The organism is Agrobacterium sp. 22-226-1, from assembly GCF_053522345.1.
Window position 1 is genome coordinate 338,199 of record NZ_JBNWCP010000003.1, and the last position, 18,426, is coordinate 356,624.

General features: G+C 60.3%; 16 protein-coding genes. 7 read left to right on the plus strand and 9 right to left on the minus strand.

The features are described from left to right. The first annotated feature begins 29 nt into the window (after positions 1–29). The 4 genes from map to ACQZ5K_RS07445 all read left to right on the plus strand — a co-directional run bounded on the left by map (position 30) and on the right by ACQZ5K_RS07445 (position 4,018). Positions 30–869: a type I methionyl aminopeptidase gene (map, locus tag ACQZ5K_RS07430; RefSeq protein WP_003524822.1), complete on the plus strand. Its 840-nt coding sequence runs from the start codon at positions 30–32 to the stop codon at positions 867–869. Positions 870–883: 14 nt separating this feature from the next. Continuing rightward, a complete protein-coding gene (gene radC, locus ACQZ5K_RS07435) occupies positions 884–1,717 on the plus strand; it encodes a RadC family protein (RefSeq protein ID WP_448740020.1) in 834 nt (277 codons plus the stop codon). A gap of 137 nt (positions 1,718–1,854) precedes the next feature. Continuing rightward, entirely contained in the window at positions 1,855–2,277 is a 423-nt protein-coding gene (locus ACQZ5K_RS07440; protein ID WP_078053032.1) for a TadE/TadG family type IV pilus assembly protein, read from the plus strand. Between the two features lies 1 nt (position 2,278). Beyond that, entirely contained in the window at positions 2,279–4,018 is a 1,740-nt protein-coding gene (locus ACQZ5K_RS07445) for a TadG family pilus assembly protein (protein ID WP_448740021.1), read from the plus strand. A gap of 66 nt (positions 4,019–4,084) precedes the next feature. Here the strand turns inward: ACQZ5K_RS07445 and ACQZ5K_RS07450 are convergent, their stop codons facing one another. The 4 genes from ACQZ5K_RS07450 to rpiA all read right to left on the minus strand — a co-directional run bounded on the left by ACQZ5K_RS07450 (position 4,085) and on the right by rpiA (position 8,588). Further along, complete coding sequence (locus tag ACQZ5K_RS07450) at positions 4,085–5,461, minus strand: class II 3-deoxy-7-phosphoheptulonate synthase (RefSeq protein ID WP_448740022.1); 1,377 nt, start codon at positions 5,459–5,461, stop codon at positions 4,085–4,087. Between the two features lie 248 nt (positions 5,462–5,709). After that, positions 5,710–7,098 carry a glutathione-disulfide reductase gene (gene gor / locus ACQZ5K_RS07455; RefSeq protein WP_448740023.1) on the minus strand — a complete coding sequence of 463 codons (1,389 nt, stop codon included), beginning with the start codon at positions 7,096–7,098 and terminating at the stop codon, positions 5,710–5,712. 208 nt (positions 7,099–7,306) lie between these two features. Continuing rightward, complete coding sequence (locus tag ACQZ5K_RS07460) at positions 7,307–7,876, minus strand: DUF2059 domain-containing protein (protein ID WP_003524811.1); 570 nt, start codon at positions 7,874–7,876, stop codon at positions 7,307–7,309. A 16-nt stretch (positions 7,877–7,892) separates the two neighbouring features. Next, entirely contained in the window at positions 7,893–8,588 is a 696-nt protein-coding gene (gene rpiA, locus ACQZ5K_RS07465; RefSeq protein WP_003524809.1) for a ribose-5-phosphate isomerase RpiA, read from the minus strand. A 190-nt stretch (positions 8,589–8,778) separates the two neighbouring features. On the opposite strand from rpiA, the gene ACQZ5K_RS07470 reads away from it, so the two are divergent. After that, positions 8,779–9,480, plus strand: a complete 702-nt coding sequence (locus tag ACQZ5K_RS07470) for a phosphoglycolate phosphatase (protein WP_448740024.1) — start codon at positions 8,779–8,781, stop codon at positions 9,478–9,480. Between the two features lie 68 nt (positions 9,481–9,548). Here ACQZ5K_RS07470 and ACQZ5K_RS07475 read toward each other — a convergent pair whose 3' ends face one another. Continuing rightward, positions 9,549–11,498 carry a L,D-transpeptidase family protein gene (locus ACQZ5K_RS07475; RefSeq protein ID WP_458575405.1) on the minus strand — a complete coding sequence of 650 codons (1,950 nt, stop codon included), beginning with the start codon at positions 11,496–11,498 and terminating at the stop codon, positions 9,549–9,551. A 412-nt stretch (positions 11,499–11,910) separates the two neighbouring features. Between ACQZ5K_RS07475 and fumC the strand changes: the two genes are divergently transcribed. Together fumC and ACQZ5K_RS07485 are read left to right on the plus strand one after the other, a co-directional pair. Further along, entirely contained in the window at positions 11,911–13,302 is a 1,392-nt protein-coding gene (fumC, locus tag ACQZ5K_RS07480) for a class II fumarate hydratase (RefSeq protein ID WP_003524804.1), read from the plus strand. 73 nt (positions 13,303–13,375) lie between these two features. Further along, a complete protein-coding gene (locus tag ACQZ5K_RS07485) occupies positions 13,376–13,975 on the plus strand; it encodes a hypothetical protein (protein ID WP_448740025.1) in 600 nt (199 codons plus the stop codon). Positions 13,976–14,085: 110 nt separating this feature from the next. On the opposite strand, the gene ACQZ5K_RS07490 is transcribed toward ACQZ5K_RS07485, so the two are convergent. The 4 genes from ACQZ5K_RS07490 to ACQZ5K_RS07505 form a co-directional block, all read right to left on the minus strand. Next, positions 14,086–15,714 (minus strand): CTP synthase, encoded by a 1,629-nt coding sequence (locus ACQZ5K_RS07490; protein WP_448740026.1) that lies wholly within the window; start codon positions 15,712–15,714, stop codon positions 14,086–14,088. Positions 15,715–15,873: 159 nt separating this feature from the next. Continuing rightward, complete coding sequence (gene secG / locus ACQZ5K_RS07495; protein WP_003524802.1) at positions 15,874–16,329, minus strand: preprotein translocase subunit SecG; 456 nt, start codon at positions 16,327–16,329, stop codon at positions 15,874–15,876. Between the two features lie 116 nt (positions 16,330–16,445). Then, positions 16,446–17,216 (minus strand): triose-phosphate isomerase, encoded by a 771-nt coding sequence (gene tpiA / locus ACQZ5K_RS07500; protein ID WP_448740027.1) that lies wholly within the window; start codon positions 17,214–17,216, stop codon positions 16,446–16,448. 212 nt (positions 17,217–17,428) lie between these two features. Then, on the minus strand, positions 17,429–18,310 hold the full coding sequence (locus ACQZ5K_RS07505; RefSeq protein ID WP_448740028.1) for an alpha/beta fold hydrolase: 882 nt from the start codon (positions 18,308–18,310) through the stop codon (positions 17,429–17,431). Between the last annotated feature and the right edge of the window lie 116 nt (positions 18,311–18,426).

An 18,426-nucleotide genomic window follows, 5' to 3' on the forward strand; every position in this document is an offset into this window, starting at 1 on the left:
AGGGACGTAAAGAGACAGAAAGCACCAAGATGGTCACCTATATCGACGCAGCCTCCGCCCCCCTCAAGAATACCGGCGTCATCCGCCTCTATACCCCTGAGGACTTCGACGGGATGCGCAAGGCGTGCCAGCTGACGGCGCGCTGCCTCGATGAACTCGCCGCAATCGTCAAGCCGGGCGTGACGACGGACGCCATCGACCGTTTCGTCTTCGAATTCGGCGCTGACCACGGCGCGCTGCCGGCGACGCTGAATTATCGCGGTTATACCAAATCCGTCTGCACCTCGATCAACCACGTTGTCTGCCACGGCATTCCGGATGAAAAGCCGCTGCGCGATGGCGATATCGTCAATATCGACGTGACCTATGTGCTGGATGGCTGGCATGGCGATTCGAGCCGCATGTATCCGGTCGGCCAGATCAAGCGCGCTGCCGAGCGGCTGATGGAAGTGACCTATGAATGCCTGCTACGCGGCATCGCGGCGGTGAAGCCCGGCGTACGCACCGGCGCAATCGGCGCGGCAATCCAGGCCTATGCGGAAGCGGAGCGCTGCTCTGTCGTGCGCGATTTCTGCGGCCATGGCGTCGGACGCCTGTTCCACGACACGCCGAACATCCTGCATTACGGCCGCCCGGACGAAGGGCCGGAAATCCGCGAAGGCATGATCTTCACCATCGAGCCGATGATCAATCTCGGCAAACCGCATGTGAAGGTGCTTTCCGACGGCTGGACGGCGGTAACGCGCGACCGGTCGCTCTCCGCGCAATATGAACATGCCGTCGGCGTCACGGCCACGGGCTGCGAAATCTTCACACTGTCGCCCGGCGGCTTCGACCGTCCGGGCCTGCCGCCGCTTCCCCCCGCATAAGGCCAGACCCGCCTATGGCAAAACGCCCCGCCCCGCCTTCCGCCGATCTTTCCACAACTCCCGGCTTTCAGGCGGGCGAAGGCGATCTTTTCGGCGAGGCGGATGAGCGCGGCTTTTTTGCCGAATCGCGAAGCGGCGCGAAAAAGCCGGCAGCCATCGTCGAACAGGAAACGGATGCCGCCCATTATCATGGACATCGCGACCGGCTGCGGGCGCGCTATCGCGATGGCGGCGACGCGGCGCTCGCCGATTACGAATTGCTGGAGCTTCTTCTCTTCCGGCTGATCCCGAGGCGCGATACCAAACCCATCGCCAAGGCCCTGATCGCCCGTTTCGGAACGCTTGGCAGCGTGCTCGGCGCGCCCTTGCCGTTGTTGCAGGAGGTGAAGGGCGTGGGTGAGACCGTAGCGCTCGATCTGAAGCTCGTCGCCTCCGTTTCCCAGCGCATGCTGAAAAGCGAGATCCGCAACAAGCAGGTGCTCGGTTCCTGGTCCTCGGTCATCGATTATTGCCACGCCGCCATGGCCCATGAAACGCGCGAACAGTTCCGCGTCCTGTTCCTCGACAAGCGCAACGTCCTGATCGCCGATGAGGTACAGGGTCAGGGAACCGTGGATCACACGCCGGTCTACCCGCGCGAGGTCGTGCGCCGCGCCCTTGAACTTTCATCTACCGCCTTGATTTTAATCCACAATCATCCAAGTGGAGACCCAACACCTTCGCGCGCCGATATCGAGATGACCAAGACCATCATCGATACGGCAAAGCCGCTCGGCATCACCGTCCACGACCACATCATCATCGGCAAGGACGGCCACGCCAGCTTCAAAGGGCTTCGGCTGATCTGAAGTAAACGCGAAAGTTTAAGAAGAGCTGCAACCCATAGGAGCGACATCAACACAAAATTAACACCTATAAATTAGCATTTCCGAAAATAATAAATCAAGGCATCGAACCTTGATGCCTGAAGGAACGGGGGTGCTTTATGTTTAATGGAGTGCGTTTCTTTCGCGATAGATCTGGCTCGTCTGCTGTCGAGTTCGCCATCGTCGCACCGATATTCTTTCTCGTCCTGCTCACCATGATCGCCTACGGCATTTATCTGATGGCGGCCTATTCGGTGCAGCAGATTGCCGCCGACGCGGCACGGACGGCGGTTGCCGGCCTCAACACGACCGAGCGCCAGCAGCTTGCCCGGGATTTCGTCACCAAAAGCGACCTCAGCTACGCCTTCATGGACAAGAGTCGCTTCACCGTCAATGTCGCGACGGATCCCGCCAATGCCAACCAGTTCACGGTGAAGGTCGAATATGACGCCCGCGATCTGCCGATCTGGAGCCTCTACAGCTACACCCTGCCCGAGCCGGTCATCCGGCGTTTTTCCACCATCCGGATCGGAGGAGCATGACATGCGAGATATTCATTCCCTGCTTCCCCGCTTCCTCAAGGATAAAACGGGCAACATCGCCATTTCGGCGGGGCTCACCGCACCGCTCTTCATCGGCATATTGGCGCTCGGCGTCGACTACGGTTATCTGACATTGCAGAAACGGCAATTGCAGCAAACCGCCGATCTCGCAGCCATATCGGCGGCAGCCAACGCCACGGACGCCGAAAAGGCGGTTCAGCAATATTTCGCCCTCAATGGCATGGATCTCGGTGTCAGGACGGCCCAGGGCCTTTTGACCGAAAAGGGCCTGCAGCCCTTCGACCCGCTGAATGAATTCGCCAACAGCAAGGGTTATGCCGAGGTCATCAAGGGTCATTACGAGCCGGATGCGACAATCCCGGTCGGCCAGCGTTTCGTCGATAACGCCCTGCCCACCAATGCGATAAAGGTGAACATCGTCGAACAGGGCCAGATATTCTTCGCTTCCGCCTTCACCAAGCCGCCAAAGGTCTCGGCGGTCGGAACGGCCTCGTCCCAAAGGATCGCGGCATTTTCGGTGGGATCGCGGCTCGCCAGCCTCGATGAGGGAATTCTCAACAGCCTGCTCGGCGGTCTGCTCGGCACCACGGTTTCATTGAAACTCATGGATTATCAGGCGCTTCTCGCCGCCGATGTCAATGCGCTGAAGATCGTCGAGGCGCTGGCCATCGATCTCAACCTCACCGCCGGCACCTATAAGGATGTTCTGAAGACGGAAATCAGCTACGGAAAATTCCTCGACGTACTGACGAAAACCACAGGCTTGCAGCCGGCGGTCGTCAACATTTTGAATACGCTGCAAAAAACCGTCAACAAAAGCAACGTCAAGATCAAGCTCGAGGAAATCCTCAATCTCGGCCCGTTCTCGGACAAGCTGATCGGTACGGGCGAAAACCTCAAGGTCACCGCCGGCGTCTTCGATCTCATCAATGCCGCCGCCGTGGCGGGCAATGGCGGCAACCAGCTGGGGCTTAATATCAACGCCAATCTTCTCGGTCTCGCCTCGGTCAAGGCAACGCTCGCCATCGGTGAACCGCCGGTCGAAACGCCGTCGCTCGCCGTTGGCGGTCAGGGCACCGTGGTGCGTACCGCACAGACCCGTCTTGCGGTCAGTGTCGTGGTGGACGGGCTTCAGGCCATTGCCGGCCTCAAGGTCAATCTCCCGCTTTATGTGGAAGTCGCCCATGCCGAAGCGCGGCTTGCCGATATTCGCTGCACGGGCGGCGGACAGGGCACCGTCGATGTCGAGGTCGTTCCCGGCATCGTCGAAATCGCCCTTGGCAATGTCGATACCACGGCTTTTGCCAATTTCGGCAGGGACCCGCGCGTCACCAAGGCCGCAATCGTGGATTCGGCGCTGCTCGCCATCAATGGCAGCGCCCTCATCAACGCCACCAACATGACCAAGACCAAGCTGACCTTCACGCAGTCCGACATCACCCAGGCCAAGATCAAGAGTGTCTCCACCAAGGACACCGTCACCACTCTTGTCAGTTCACTGCTGAAGAACCTCAACCTGGATATCAGGCTTCTCTTCCTCAACCTGGATTTGGGAGGTCTGGCGGGCATTCAGTCGGCGCTTGCCAACACGCTTGCGGCAGTCACCGCTCCGGTCGATCAGCTGCTCTACAACGTGCTTCTGGTTCTCGGCGTCAAGATCGGCGAAGCCGATGTGCATGTCACGGATGTTCGTTGCCAGCAGCCGGCGCTGGTGCAATAATTCAGCGCCGCGCATGAAAAAGCCGCCGGAAGGTCTCCCGGCGGCTTTTTTGTTTATGGTGTCAGATCAGGCGTTGGCGATTGCCAGACGCTTCTCATCGCGGCCGCTTTTCATGCGCTCGGACAGCAGGAAGGCCAGTTCCAGAGCCTGATCGGCATTGAGGCGCGGATCGCAATGGGTGTGGTAACGGTCGGACAGCGAATCCGCCGTCACGGCGCGCGCGCCGCCCGTGCATTCCGTCACGTCCTTGCCGGTCATCTCGATATGGATGCCGCCCGGATGCGTGCCTTCGGCGCGGTGGATCTGGAAGAAGCTCTCGACTTCCGACAGGATGCGCTCGAACGGACGCGTCTTGTAGTGGTTGAGCGTGATCGTGTTGCCATGCATCGGATCGCAGGACCAGACGACCTTGCGGCCTTCCTTCTCGACAGCGCGGATGAGCTTCGGCAGGCTGTCCGCCACCTTGTCATGGCCGAAACGGCAAATCAGCGTCAGGCGGCCGGCCTCGTTCGCCGGGTTCAGCGCATCGATCAGCTCGATCAGATTGTCGGGCGTCAGCGACGGGCCGCACTTCAGGCCGATCGGGTTCTTGATGCCACGGAAATATTCCACATGCGCATGGTCGAGCTGACGCGTGCGGTCGCCGATCCAGATCATGTGGCCCGAGGTGGCGTACCAGTCGCCGGAGGTGGAATCGACGCGGGTGAGCGCCTCTTCGTAGCCGAGAAGCAGCGCCTCATGGCTGGTGAAGAAGTCGGTCTCGCGCAGGCTCGGATTGCTCTCCGCCGTGATCCCGATCGCCTTCATGAAATCCATGGTCTCGGAAATACGGTCGGCCAGCTTGCGGTAACGGTCCGCCTGCGGGCTGTCCTTGATGAAGCCGAGCATCCACTGGTGAACGTTTTCAAGGTTGGCGTAACCGCCCATCGCGAAAGCGCGGAGCAGGTTCAGCGTCGCCGCCGACTGGCGGTAGGCGTCAAGCTGGCGCTCCGGGTTCGGAATGCGCGAACCTTCGTTGAATTCGATGCCGTTGATGATGTCGCCGCGGTAAGACGGCAGCGTCACGCCATCCTGCGCTTCCACGTTGGAAGAGCGCGGCTTGGCGAACTGACCGGCAATGCGACCGACCTTCACGACGGGCAGCTGCGCGCCATAGGTGAGCACGACGGCCATCTGCAGGAACGCGCGGAAGAAGTCGCGGATATTGTCCGCGCCATGTTCGGCGAAGCTTTCGGCGCAATCGCCGCCCTGCAGCAGGAAGGCGTTGCCTTCCGCCACATTGGCAAGCTGCTTCTTCAGGCGGCGGGCTTCACCGGCAAAGACCAGGGGCGGATAGGTCGCAAGCGTGGCTTCCGTTGCCGCAAGCGCTGCCGCATCCGGATATTCGGGAACCTGCTGGATCGGTTTCTGCCGCCAGCTGCCGGGGGTCCAATTCTGTGCCATGTTCTCACCCTTTTCTCGCCCGCGCGACGTCGCGCGGCCGCCTCGAAAAATTGAGCGGCTTATAGCTCCAAGCATCGGCTTTGCATAGCCGATCCCTGAGCCATCCGGCTCATTCTGCCCGTTTTGAGCGCTCCAGACGCACAAAAGTCAATTCAAACGATTTAACAACCCCGCCGCCATTCGAAAACTTCGCTTTCAAAGGGCGGCAGGCTGATGTGGGCGGCGATTATATCACGCCTGTACCGGCGTTACACACGCTCGCCATTCACGACGCGATAGCTCGGCGAATACATCGTCACCAGCTCTTCGGCGGCTGTGGGATGAACCGCCATTGTGCGGTCGAAATCATCCTTGGTGCAGCCGGCTTTCAGCGTGATGCCGAGAAGCTGCGCCATCTCGCCTGCCTCATGGCCGAGAATATGCGCGCCGACAACCCTGCGGTCGGCGGCATTGACGATCAGCTTCATGATCGTCTTTTCCTGACGGCCGGACAACGTCGCCTTCATCGGGCGGAACTGGGCGCGATAAACTTCCAGCTCCGGATACTTCTTGCCCGCTTCCTCTTCCGAAAGACCGACAGTGCCGATTTCCGGCTGCGAGAACACCGCCGTCGCGATCAGTTCGTGATCCGGCTTGGTCGGGTTGTTCTTGTATTCGGTTTCGATAAAGCACATGGCCTCATGGATCGCCACCGGCGTCAGCTGTACCCGGTCGGTGACGTCGCCCAGCGCGAAGATGTTCGGCACATTCGTGCGCGAATAATCGTCGACGATGATCGCACCCCGCGCATCCACCTTCACACCGGCATTTTCCAGACCCAGCCCCTTGGTGTTCGGATCGCGGCCGAGCGCCAGCATGACCAGGCCGACATGCAGCGAGGCGCCCTGCTTGGTGCGGGCCACAAAGCCGCCGGTACCATCCTTGCTGACTTCCTCGATGATATCTTCCAGAAGGATGCGGATGCCCTTGGCCTCCATCGCTTCATGCAGGCCTTTGCGCATGTCCTGATCGAACCGCGACAGGATTTCCTTGCCGCGATAGATCAGGGTCGTTTCGACGCCGAGCCCATGGAAGATATTGGCGAATTCCACAGCGATATAACCGCCGCCGGCAATCAGGATCGATTTCGGCAGTTCTTCCAGGTCGAAAGCCTCGTTGGACGAGATCGTCAGCTCATGACCGGGCAGCGCCTTGTGCTCGTTCGGCGCGCCGCCAACGGCAATCACGATACGCTCGGCGGTGAAGGTCTCGCCGGTTTTCGTCAGCTTCACGGTATGGGCATCGACCAGTTCCGCCCGGCTGTCGAAAATATCGGCCTTGGCGTTTTCCAGACCCTTGCGGTAGAGCCCTTCGAGACGGGTGATTTCCTTGTCCTTCGCCGCGATCAGCTTCTTCCAGTCGAAGCTGCGCTCGCCGACGCTCCAGCCGAATCCTTCCGAATCCTCGAAATGCTCAGGGAATTGCGAGGCATAAACGAACAGCTTCTTCGGCACGCAGCCGCGGATGACGCATGTGCCGCCATAGCGGTATTCTTCAGCAATCCCCACGCGCTTGCCGAGCGAGGCCGCCACGCGGCCGCTGCGCACGCCGCCGGAGCCGCCACCGATGACGAAAAGATCGTAGTCATAAGCTGTCATAGTCAAAACCCCTGATCAAAACCGCCGCCATCAGCCTCGAGACGGGCGGCGGCGCATTCACGGCACATATAGGTGCTGCGACGCACAAATGAAAAGCCCGGTCTTGCGGCCGGGCTTTGAATATTTCTGAAGATAGGCCTTTTTGCCCGAGCGTCGGATTTTCCGGAAACCGCTTCACACGTTCCGGCCCGATGCTCTCCCTGTTCAATCAGGGCTTGGGAGCCGCCGGAGCGCCACCGGTGGCGTTCTGATCGGCCGGAAGCGGCTTCAGATCGGCGCCGGCAACCTTCTGCAGTTCCGACATGCTGGAAGCGTTGAGGTCGCGGTTGATGCCGGCTGCCCAGATGTCGGCGGCCTTCATCAGTTCGCGCGTGGCGATCGGGCCGTCCTTCAGAAGCTTCTTGCCGGCTTCGCTGCTGTAGAAGGTGGAAATGGCGTTCAGCTCTTCGACGGTGAAGGCGCGCGCATAGGTGAGCGCTGCTTCGCGCTCCAGATCGGCGCGGCGCGGCGCAAGCTCAAGAGCCTTCGCGTCAACAGTCTCGGTGATCGCGTCCTGAACGTTCGGCGAAGCCTGAATGAGTTCGGCCTTCAGACGCTCCGCCAGACCCGGCAGAATGTCGTCGAAACGGTCGGTAACGCCAAGAGAGGTAATCGCCTGCCGTGCGGCAGCGATATGCGCTTCCGAAATTTCCTGAGCGCGTGCGGCAGTACCGAACACGATGCCGGAAATGAGGATCGAAGCAGCGGCAGCTTTGCCCAGTCCCGCTAGTTTGACCATGAAAATCTCGCTCCTGTTATACTGCCTGCATCACGCGGGCGCCTTCAGGACCCGCGATAATGGCAAGCGATGCCAAATTTATGAAAAGTCCGTGCTCGACGACACCGGGAATCGTGTTCAGCTCGCGTGCTAGCGCTTCTGCATCAGGAATACGGCCAAAAGATGCGTCGAGAATAAGGTGTCCGCCATCCGTCATGAAGGCGCCGTCGCCGGAAGAACGCATCGTCAGCGTGCCGGAAAGCCCGGAACGCGACGCCAGTTTTTCGATGGCGATACGCGTCGCCACCTGGCCGAACGGGTTGATTTCGATGGGCAGCGGAAAGGCGCCCAGCGTCTCCACCACCTTGCTCTGGTCGGCGATCACGATCATGCGGGCGGATGCCGCCGCAACGATCTTTTCGCGCAGCAGCGCGCCGCCGCCACCCTTGACGAGACGCAGCGCATGATCGACCTCATCCGCACCGTCGATGGTCAAATCCAGTTCCGGCAATTCATCCAGCGATTTCAGCGGCACGCCAAGCTCGACACACAGGCGCGCGGTGCGCTCGGATGTCGGTACGCCCTCGACTTTCAGACCGGCGGCGACCTTTTCGGCCAGAAGCCTGACGAATTCCTCGGCCGTCGAACCCGTGCCGATACCGAGCCTCATCCCATCCTGTACGTGGGACAATGCGGCCTCGGCGGCCTTGATCTTCATCTGGCGGGCATCCATGTGCCTGAAACTCCGGTAACTTTGTCGTCGCCGTGCTGTTTACACGGGTCGAAAGCCAAACGAAAGCCTTTTTCAAGCCAACGAACAGAACGTTGTGACGCGGTTGCAAAGACAGGCCCGTTTGCCTAGGCTTGGCGGGAATGAAAGCACCGATACATCAGTTACACGCATTCCCGAGAGGCCAGTTCCCGTGACATCCCGCCCGCTCTCCCCGCTCGCCATTTTCGATCTCGACGGCACGCTGGTCGATACCGCTGCCGATCTGGTCTCGAGCCTCAACCACACTATCGCCGCAGCCGGGCTTGCTCCCGTCACCTATGACGACCTGACCCACCTCGTCGGCCAGGGCGCGCGGGTCATGATCAAGCGCGCCTTCGCGCTTCGCGAGACGGAACTGCCGGAAGCCGAAATCGAGCCGCTCTATGAGCGCTTCATCACTCATTACCGCGCCGAAATGCCCGGCGAAAGCCGCCCCTATCCCGGCATCATCAACACGTTGGATGCGCTGTCGGAAGCCGGCATCACGCTCGCCGTCTGCACCAACAAGACTGAAATCCTCGCTCTGCCGCTGCTCGAAGAACTCGGGCTGACACGCTATTTCGCCGCCATCACCTGCGGCGACACCTTCTCCTTCCGCAAGCCGGATGCCCGCCATATTCTCGGCACCATCGAAAAAGCCGGCGGCGACGTCCAGCGCTCCATCATGGTCGGCGACAGCATCAACGACATTCTCGCGGCAAAGAACGCCGCCGTCCCGTCGATTGGCGTCACTTTCGGTTATTCGGATGTGCCGATGGTTGAACTCGAACCGGATGTCGTGATCGACGATTTCACTGCGCTGACGCCGGCGCTCTTCGAGAAACTGATTAGCAAGGGCGCCGCTGCGGCCTGAAATGGGAGGCCGGTCTCCAAAACAAAAAAGCGCCGTCTCCGGCGCTTTTTTTCTTGATGCTGTCCTAATCAGATCGACGCAGCCCGCGCCTTCGTCGTCACGGCGAACGCCTTCTGCACATAGCTGTCGCGGTCATAGACATCGTCGAAGAACAGCACCTTGCCGTCCTTGTCCGGCCAGGCGGTGAAGTAGGCCACATAGACCGGAACCTTCTCCGGCACCTGCACGGCGCGGTTCTTGCCGGATGCGATCTGCTCGCCAACCTTGTCGACGCTGGTGCCGAGAACGGCGGCGGCCATGCGGCGCGGATCGACCAGACGGATACAGCCGTGGCTCAGCGCCCGCATGTCGCGGTTGAAGAAGCTCTTGGCGGGCGTGTCATGCATGTAGATGGCATGCGCATTGGGGAACAGGATTTTCAGGTCGCCCAGCGCATTGTCGCTGCTCGGCGGCTGGCGTACGGAAACGGCGTTGGTGGAGCCGTACCAGTTGACGCTGGTGGAGGAGACGGCACGACCGCCCACCTGCACTTCGTAGCCCAGCCGGTCGAGATAGGACGGATCGCGGCGCAGCTTCGGCAGCATCTCGTTGACGATGATCGACTGCGGCACGCCCCAATAGGGGTTGAACTCGACGGTCTGGATTTCGTCCTGGAAGAAATAGGTCTGGTTGGCCTTGGAGCCGACGACCACCTTCATGCCGAACTGTTCCACGCCATCATTGTGGTAATAGGCCATGAAGGCGGGCTGGTTGATAAAGACATAACGCTGGCCGAGATCGGCCGGCAGCCAGCGGACCTGCTCCATCGCCACCTGCACCTTGGCAATCTTCGCGTCATTGCTTTCGCCGACCATGGCGCGCACGGTGGCGCGGCCGATCACGCCATCGGGTTTCAGGCCGTTTTCGCTCTGGAACGCCTTCACCAGATCGACGAGATCGGGCGTATAATCCGGCGTCTGCTGGTAAGCGGAAATGGTCGCGGCATGCTCGGCCTTGAAGGCGGGCGAAGCGCGATGTTCGATGGCCTTGACGACATTGGCCATGTCCGCGCTGCTGTTGCCGGGCTTCAGCACCAGATCGGCAGGAACGCGGACGACATGCGCCGCATCGCCCTCACCGCGCAGGCGGGCAAGCTCCGCCTTCAGCGCCAGATATTCGGCGCTCGACGGTTCGCGGCTGCGCAGATAGGCGGCGACATCGGGGCTCAGGCCCGCAAGCTTCAGCACGGGTGCGAGGTTCACCGTCTTGCGCTTGAAATCGTGATAGCCGGAGAGCCGGTTCGGATCGACACGGCCACGGGCCGTATCCTGCACATAGGCGAGAACCTTGGCGGAAAGCGCCAGCTCGAACTGCATCTGCGCCCGCTGATAGGCGTCGGACACGGGCGCCGAGGCCGTCTCCACCGGCGTACCGGTCGCAGCCGCACTGGAAGCGTTACTGATGCTGGCCGTCACATCCTTTGCCGGTGGCGAAATGCTGTAATCGGCCGGATCGAGACCGCTTTCTCCGACCGTCTCGAGAAAGGCGATGACAGCATTGGCGCGCGCGGTCAGCTCGCCTTCCGAAATCCAGAGCGTCTTGCCGCCGGCGCCGTAATAGGCTTCCAGCGCCTTGGCGATCTCGGGGGTGGCGCTGAATTTCAGATTGGCAAGGCCTTCACCGAAATTCACCGTGTTCACCGCACGGGCCGTATCCGCCTTGTAGTCGTAATAACGCGGGCCGGAAACACGCGGCAGCGGCTCGGGATCGGAAGCATCGGCACTTTGGCCGGCACTCGATCCGGGGGGCGAGGTGACGATGCCGGCCGGCGGCAACTCACCGCGATCGCGCGCGATCTTGCCAGGGCCGCCGCGCAAGAGGTCCATCAGCGTTACCGCACCGGCGCTGCCGGGAAGAGCGGTGGAAACGGAAAGACCGAGAGCCAGCACCAGTGCTGCCGATGTTTTTCCAGATGTGACTTGCAATTTGATCCTCGTAGCACCCAGCACCGCCAGCGAAAGGGCGGGCATCAGTTTCATGCCTGTCTAGCCGATCGACGGCCCGTTGAAAAGAAAACGCGAAAAAGCCCACAACCGTGCCGAAATGAACCTTATGATACAGCCAAAGCCGTAAAAACGTAATTTCCAGAATTGGCGAGAATGGTTAAATTTCCATTTATTTCATTCACTTTGCCCTGCCCCGCCAGACCTTCCGGGCACCCCGGAAAGCCCGGTTTTCCGGCCATTTCGCGTCGTAGTAAAAATGACACGCCGGCGCCTTTTTCATCCCGCGCCGCGCCATACGGCGAAATCGCTTTTGCGCGGCGGGAAATATCTGCCTCCGCTGCATTGCAGCGCTTTCATTGCCGGCGCGATGATTCTATATATCGGCCGCGCAAGGCGGGCGAAGGCGCCGTTTTGGCGGAGGAAAACGAGTAAAAAGGCAAGATTGATGACAGCCACACGGACGGAAACCGATACATTTGGACCCATTGAAGTTCAGGCCGATCGCTATTGGGGCGCGCAGGCGCAGCGCTCGCTCGGCAACTTCAAGATCGGCTGGGAAAAGCAGCCCGCCTCTGTCGTTCGCGCGCTCGGCATCGTCAAGCAGGCAGCCGCACGTGCCAACATGGCGCTGGCAGGCCTCGACCCCAAGGTCGGTGACGCCATCATTGCCGCCGCGCAGGAAGTCATCGACGGCAAGCTGACCGAGCATTTCCCGCTCGTCGTCTGGCAGACCGGCTCCGGCACCCAGTCCAACATGAACGCCAATGAGGTGATTTCAAACCGCGCAATCGAGATGCTCGGCGGCGAAATGGGCACCAAGAAGCCGGTTCATCCCAACGACCACGTTAATATGAGCCAGTCCTCGAACGACACCTACCCCACCGCGATGCACATCGCCTGCGTGGAAGAGATCGTTCACCACCTGTTGCCGAGCCTCAAGCACCTGCACAAGGCGCTGGAAGCCAAGGTCAAGCAGTTCGAAAAGATCATCAAGATCGGCCGCACCCACACGCAGGATGCAACGCCGCTGACGCTCGGCCAGGAATTCTCCGGCTACGCCGCGCAGGTCGCCTCGGCCATCGCCAATATCGAAACCACCCTGCCCGCGCTCTCCAAGCTCGCACAGGGCGGCACCGCCGTCGGCACGGGCCTCAACGCTCCCATCGGCTTTGCCGAAAAGGTCGCCGAGGAAATCTCCAAGATCACCGGCCTGCCCTTCGTGACCGCGCCGAACAAGTTCGAGGCGCTCGCCTCGCACGATTCCATGGTCTTCTCGCATGGCGCGATCAATGCGGCCGCTGCTGCGCTGTTCAAGATCGCCAACGACATCCGCTTCCTCGGCTCCGGCCCGCGCGCCGGTCTCGGCGAATTGTCGCTGCCGGAAAACGAACCCGGCTCGTCGATCATGCCCGGCAAGGTCAACCCCACCCAGTCGGAAGCGCTGACGCAGGTCTGCGCCCACATATTCGGCAACAATGCAGCACTGTCCTTCGCCGGTTCGCAGGGTCACTTCGAGCTCAACGTCTATAACCCGATGATGGCCTACAACTTCCTGCAGTCGGTCCAGCTTCTGGGCGACGCGGCCGTCTCCTTCACCGACAATTGCGTCGTCGGCATCGAGGCCCGCGAAGACAACATCCGGAAGGGCGTCGAGAACTCGCTGATGCTGGTGACGGCGCTGAACAGCAAGCTCGGCTATGACATCTGCGCCAAGATCGCCAAGACCGCGCACAAGAACGGCACGACGCTGCGCGACGAGGCCGTCGGCGGCGGATACCTCACCAACGAGGAGTTCGACCAGTATGTGCGCCCGGAAAACATGATCGGGCCGAAGTAATCGGTTTGGATTTTGGTAGAATGCAGAACGGGCCTTCGGGCCCGTTTTGTTTAACGAAGGGTGCTTCGGTCTAATGTCTTTAATATTAAAACTGCCTGCTCTGGGATTTTTGGCGGCTGTTGTCACTGCAAGCCCGGTATTCTCAGAAGAAAGAACCAAGGCACATCTGCCTGTGGTAGATGTGATTTCAGCCTTCAATGAAGTCTGCCGCGAAGGTCGCGCATCTCCTTCCAGCAAAGCTTGGGTGATTGCATCACCTCAGAGCGCGCCACTCGCGAGAGAAGACATCGGCTCAGATTCAATCAAATTAAAAAAGCTCTTCTCAACAGATGGCGGCAAGACAATCGTCAAAGTAGAAAGCGAGAGTGGCAAGGGTGGAAACGTTACCTATTGTTCGCTCAAGACGTCGCTTGTCTCTAACGCGGTCTCAGATCGACTAACTTCCGATCTGACTTCACTTGCAAAAAGCGCGTCGCTCGGCGAGCCCGAAAAGCACGTTGGACGACGCTTCAAAAACACGAACACAAGCTGGAATCTCAAAAACTGGCGGCTAGACACTTATGACAACCGAAAGGTTCGATCTGGCATTGTAGCGATAAGCTTACAGAGTTTTCCGCCAGAGGCGCCTGCGAAGTCGGTGTTCATCGCAGCGATCGCGGTAAATAGAGGCTGACCGTACATGCCACGAGCATGCAAATCGCCATGCACCAAACCACGATTAAGTTTTTGACCTTTGAACCTTGCAAAAAGGGCCGCTTTTTGCGGCCCTTTTCCTAAAATCTATCAAACCAACCGGCTCTGCTCCACCGCAGCTTCGACGAAGCTCGCGAACAGCGGATGCGGGTCGAGCGGGCGGCTCTTCAGTTCCGGGTGGTACTGAACGCCGATGAACCACGGGTGATCGGGATATTCCACCGTTTCCGGCAGGACGCCATCCGGAGACATGCCCGAGAAGACCAGGCCGCATTCTTCCAGCCGGTCCTTGTAATCCACATTCACCTCATAGCGGTGACGGTGGCGCTCGGAAATATCCGTGATGCCGTAGATTTCGGCAATCTTGGTGTCTTTCTTCAGCGCCGCCTTGTAGGCGCCGAGACGCATCGTGCCGCCGAGATCGCCCTTGGAGGAGCGCTTCTCCAGCTCGTTGCCCTTGACCCATTCGGTCATGAGGCCGACGACCGGCTCGGACGTCGGACCGAATTCGGTCGAAGAGGCATTTTCGATGCCGGCCAGATGACGGGCCGCTTCCACGACCGCCATCTGCATGCCGAAGCAGATGCCGAAATAGGGCACGTTGCGCTCACGCGCGAACTGCGCCGCCATGATCTTGCCTTCCGAACCGCGCTCGCCGAAGCCGCCGGGCACCAGAATGCCGTTGACCTTTTCGAGATAGGGCGTCGGATCTTCCTTTTCGAAGACCTCGGACTCGATCCATTCCAGCTTGACCTTGACGCGATTGGCAAAACCGCCGTGATGCAGCGCCTCGATCAGCGACTTGTAGGCATCCTTGAGGCCGGTATATTTGCCGACGATCGCAATCGTTACCTCGCCTTCCGGCGTGCGGATGCGGTTGCAGACCTCTTCCCAGGGCTCCAGACGCGGCTTGGGCGCCGGCTCGATGCCGAAAGCGGCCAGCACTTCCGAATCGAGGCCTTCCTTGTGGTAGGCAATCGGCACGTCATAGATATTCGCCACATCCAGCGCCTGGATGACGGCGGAAGGACGCACATTGCAGAACAGCGAAAGCTTGCGGCGTTCCGCTTCCGGAATTTCCCGGTCGGCACGCACGAGCAGAATGTCGGGGTGAATGCCGAGCGCCTGCAGTTCCTTCACGGAATGCTGGGTCGGCTTGGTCTTCAATTCGCCAGCTGCCGGAATATAGGGCATCAGCGTCAGGTGAAGATAGATCGCCGTGCCGCGCGGCAGGTCGTTGCCGAGCTGGCGGATCGCTTCCATGAACGGCATCGCCTCGATGTCACCCACCGTGCCGCCGATTTCGCAGATGACGAAGTCGTAATCGTCATTGCCTTCAATCACGAAATCCTTGATCTCGTTGGTAACATGCGGAATGACCTGAACGGTTGCGCCGAGATAGTCGCCGCGCCGTTCCTTGTCGATGATGTTTTTATAGATGCGACCGGTGGTGATGTTGTCGGTCTTGGTGGCCGAACGCCCGGTAAAGCGTTCATAGTGGCCAAGGTCGAGGTCCGTCTCGGCACCGTCGTCAGTCACGAACACTTCGCCGTGCTGTGTCGGGCTCATGGTGCCGGGATCGACGTTCAGATAGGGGTCGAGTTTACGAAGCCGCACCCGATAACCACGGGATTGCAACAAAGCTCCGAGTGCTGCCGCAGCGATGCCCTTGCCTAGAGAGGAGACCACGCCGCCTGTGATGAATACATATCGCGCCATGGGATTCACCGGATACCTTTTTACCTCTGATTCCGCCAGCCCAAATTTCATGCTTTCGAAAATTCGCTGTTGACGAATTTGCGATGGGTCAGGCCGGAATGCGAACAAAAGAAAACCGGCAGGCTTTTGGCCTGCCGGAGCGTTAAATCAAAACCGGGCTTATTGACCGGTCGGAACTGCGTTCGGATCGGCTGGCTGCGCCGGGGCCGGAGCGGCCGTGCCGGAAGCGGCCGGAGCCGGGGTCGTCTGAGCCGGGGCGGCTGCACCATTGGTCGGAACGCCATTCTCAGCCGGAGCGGGCGTCGACGGCGTCGTCGCCGGGCCGAGCGTATCGAGAATGCCGTTACCCTGGCCCTGCGTGGCCGGAATACGGTTCAGAATGTCGGTCGGGCGCGATTCGTAGCGCGTCAGGAGACCGAGGCCGAGCGAGGTCGCGAAGAACAGCGCGGCAAGGATCGCCGTGGTGCGCGTCAGCGCATTGGCCGTTCCGCGCGCGGACATGAAGCCCGAACCGCCGCCGATACCGAGGCCGCCGCCTTCGGAGCGCTGGATCAGGACCACGCCGACAAGCGCCAGCACGATCATGAGGTGAATAACAATCAAAACGGTCTGCATGACAATCCATTCCATGCCCCGCGCGGAGCACTACAAAGAAGGTTTCGCGGCTCTTTACATGAGGCGAAGGCTTATTCCAAGCCCCTTTCCCGCCATCTGTAACAGGAAAACCTGTCTCAGGCCGTCAGTTGCTCGTATGCCGCATAGATGGACAGGAAGTCTGAAGCTTTCAAGCTCGCGCCGCCGATCAGCGCGCCATCCACGTTCTCGACGCCCATCAGTTCCAGCGCATTGGCGGGCTTTACCGAGCCACCATAGAGGATGCGCATGGTCTTGCCGGCGTCGCCGAAGCGCTTGACGAGTTCGTCGCGCATGAAGGCATGGGCCTCACGCACATCGTCCACGGTGGGTGTCAGGCCCGTGCCGATCGCCCAGACGGGCTCATAGGCGATGACGGTATTTTCGGCGGTCGCCTCATCCGGCAGGGAGCCGGCGAGCTGGCGCTTGAGGATATCGAGCGTCTGGCCCGCCTTGCGCTCATCCGCGGTTTCGCCGATGCAGACGATGGCGATGAGATCGGCCTGATGGGCGGCAATGGCCTTGGCGCGCACCAGATGATCGGTCTCGGCATGGTCGGTGCGGCGCTCGGAATGGCCGACGATGACATGGGTGCCGAAGCAGTCGGCGATCATCTCGGCGGAAATATCGCCGGTATGGGCGCCCGATGCGTTCTGGTGGCAATCCTGCGCGCCGATCATCAGCGGGCTGTCATCGCACAGCGCCGTTGAGACGTAGAGCAATGTCGAGGGCGGGCAGATCAGCGCATCCACCTTTTCGGACAGCGCGCCCTTGACGCCCTCTGCCATGGCCTTGATCTGATCGAGCGAGGCACGGGTGCCGTTCATCTTCCAGTTTCCGGCAACAAGCGGTCGAACATTCGGCGTCATGCGTATCCCATTCCCTTTGTCTTGAGGCCGCCCGTGGCGGCGCCCCTTCCCTCAGCCGTATCACGGCCCATAATCGCGACAGAAACACTGCCGGAAATCCCGGGATATTCCTTTAACCTCAGCCGGCAACAAATGGTACAAAAAAGCGGCCTAAAGGTTCAAAACGACGGGCAATTTCTAAAAATTTGCTGTTACTGACCCAAATCGAGGCCTCAGCGGCTCAAAATCCAGTTCAAAACCGCCCGCCAGTCGGTCATGCGCACCGGTGTGCCGTGGCTGCCGGTCTCATACCGCGTGAACCGCGCCGGCTCGCCGGCCTTCAGCAAGGAACGGAAGATCGTGGCCTGCTGATCAGCAGAATAGACCTTATCGGCGCTGCCATGGGTGAACCAGACCGGCTTCTTCGCCCTGGCAAAGGCGCTTTTCGGAAAATCCGGATCGACCGCACCGCCGAGGATCGCCATACCCTTGAGATTGGCGACCGCAACCTTGTCGCGGCTGATGCCATAGCAGATGAAACTGCCCATCGAGGCGCAGGTCAGCACGACAGGCTTGCCGCCCGATTTTTTGGCCGCATCGGCAATCAGCGCCGCGATATCGGCAACGCCGTTCTCATCGAAAGATCGCACGCTCGGCGCATAATAGGTGCCGCCATTGGCGACGGCCAGATTTTTCAGCCGGTTGAAATTGCCGCCGAACGTATAATCGTTCATGCCGAGCCGCCGGTCGCCGCCGCGCCCGTGAATGAAGATGACGGTGAAGGCCTGCCCGCTCGCCGGCCCGACGCGGCCGACCTCAAGCGCCCTGCCCTCAACGGAAACACTTTCCAGCGCCTGCGCCTTCTTCGGCGTCATATCGACATATTGCCCTTTCACCCGCCGCTCGGGCACCTCGTCGCGGCCGTTGATATCGCGCATCTCCTGATAGTCGACGACTTCTGAAGCGCCGCCATCGGCCGTGGAAAGCACCGTCTGGGCGGAAAACAGCTCATCCTTGAACGGCCGCAACGGCCCGTCGGAGGCGAAGGCTGCAACCGGCATGGCCGCAACAGTCAGGCTGAAAAGAGTACAAAACGTGAAATGAGCTGTGGACATGCCTTGGCTAACCGTTCATTCGTGGCTGCGAGACTTGCCATTGCAACCTCGCCAGCGCAATCCTCCTGTTGCGAAACCCTGACACAATCGTGGCATAGGATGCGCCGCATCTGCCA